Here is a 1479-nt window from a genome sequence, read left to right as displayed (position 1 = left end):
GTCAAGTGGTTAAGACACCGCCCTTTCACGGCGGTAACACGGGTTCGAATCCCGTACGGGTCATATATTATTTATGGGATGTGAGTACGTTTAATATGCTAAACGCGTATTAAATACTCGCCTCCCATTTCTTAACTCACGATGAGTGAAGTTCCACCATCAGATGGAGGATTAGCTCAGCTGGGAGAGCACTTGCCTTACAAGCAAGGGGTCGGCGGTTCGATCCCGTCATCCTCCACCATTTTTGTTAATTATTAGGTCCCGTGGTGTAGCGGTTAACATGCCTGCCTGTCACGCAGGAGATCGCGGGTTCGATTCCCGTCGGGACCGCCAGCTATATACTGTTTTACGTATGTAATATTAAGAATTAAGCATACTACTTATGGAGAACTTGGTTGCAAAGTTCCATGAAAATTCACCTAATTATTATTGGGCTATAGCCAAGCGGTAAGGCAACGGACTTTGACTCCGTCATGCGCTGGTTCGAATCCAGCTAGCCCAGCCATTTTTATTTCTTATATTATGAGCCATTAGCTCAGTTGGTAGAGCACGATCGAGTAATCATCGGAGCAAAACCACAGCGCACAAATCGATATACATCATGAGTAAACATGTAGAGGTTTGGGTGAATTAAAAAATCTTTTAGTTTTACTTTTTATGTTTTTGAGCCATTAGCTCAGTTGGTAGAGCATCTGACTTTTAATCAGAGGGTCGGAGGTTCGAGTCCTCCATGGCTCACCATTTATACGCGGGTGTGGCGGAATTGGCAGACGCGCTAGACTTAGGATCTAGTGTCCTTGTGACGTGGGGGTTCAAGTCCCTTCACCCGCACCAATCATTATTTTTTTATTGCGGTCGTGGCGGAATGGCAGACGCGCTAGGTTGAGGGCCTAGTGGGGGAGACCCCGTGGAGGTTCGAGTCCTCTCGACCGCACCAAAAAAACACTTGCAATCATATTTGAATGATGTTATTATATAAAAGTTGCTGATTTAATTAGCGCCCGTAGCTCAATTGGATAGAGCGTCTGACTACGGATCAGAAGGTTATGGGTTCGACTCCTTTCGGGCGCGCCAGTTAATTTCAATCGAAATTTGACTCCAATCCCATGATACGGGAAGTAGCTCAGCTTGGTAGAGCACATGGTTTGGGACCATGCGGTCGCAGGTTCAAATCCTGTCTTCCCGACCATTTTAAAATAATATATACGCGGGTGTAGTTTAGTGGTAAAACCTCAGCCTTCCAAGCTGATGTCGTGAGTTCGATTCTCATCACCCGCTCCAAAAAAAACAAAAAAAGATATTGACATCAATAAGAACGAGATGTTATATTAGTTAAGTCGCCTCTGAGCGATAACAACAAAAAATGTTCTTTGAAAACTAAACAAAACAAAAGCGTCAACGTTAATTTTTTGAACAAATGAGCAATCAAACTTTATTGGAGAGTTTGATCCTGGCTCAGGACGAACGCTGGCGGCGTGC

Annotated in this window: 9 tRNA genes; all 9 read left to right on the top strand. The window is 44.6% G+C overall.

What is annotated here, in order from left to right:
* The first annotated feature begins 165 nt into the window (after positions 1 to 165).
* A tRNA-Val gene (locus SLH48_RS22315) sits at positions 166 to 241 on the top strand.
* Between the two features lie 16 nt (positions 242 to 257).
* Positions 258 to 333, top strand: a tRNA-Asp gene (locus SLH48_RS22310).
* Between the two features lie 97 nt (positions 334 to 430).
* Positions 431 to 505: transfer RNA gene (locus tag SLH48_RS22305), tRNA-Gln, on the top strand.
* 160 nt (positions 506 to 665) lie between these two features.
* Positions 666 to 741 (top strand) — tRNA-Lys (locus SLH48_RS22300).
* A 7-nt stretch (positions 742 to 748) separates the two neighbouring features.
* Positions 749 to 834: transfer RNA gene (locus SLH48_RS22295), tRNA-Leu, on the top strand.
* A gap of 17 nt (positions 835 to 851) precedes the next feature.
* Positions 852 to 937: transfer RNA gene (locus tag SLH48_RS22290), tRNA-Leu, on the top strand.
* A 60-nt stretch (positions 938 to 997) separates the two neighbouring features.
* A tRNA-Arg gene (locus SLH48_RS22285) sits at positions 998 to 1074 on the top strand.
* 38 nt (positions 1075 to 1112) lie between these two features.
* Positions 1113 to 1189, top strand: a tRNA-Pro gene (locus SLH48_RS22280).
* Between the two features lie 18 nt (positions 1190 to 1207).
* Positions 1208 to 1281 (top strand) — tRNA-Gly (locus SLH48_RS22275).
* The last annotated feature ends 198 nt before the right edge of the window (positions 1282 to 1479 follow it).

Origin of the sequence: Cytobacillus sp. IB215316, assembly GCF_033963865.1 — a bacterium.
In the GTDB taxonomy this organism is placed as follows: domain Bacteria; phylum Bacillota; class Bacilli; order Bacillales; family SM2101; genus Nanhaiella; species Nanhaiella sioensis.
This window is presented reverse-complemented; position numbering and strand designations above follow the sequence as displayed.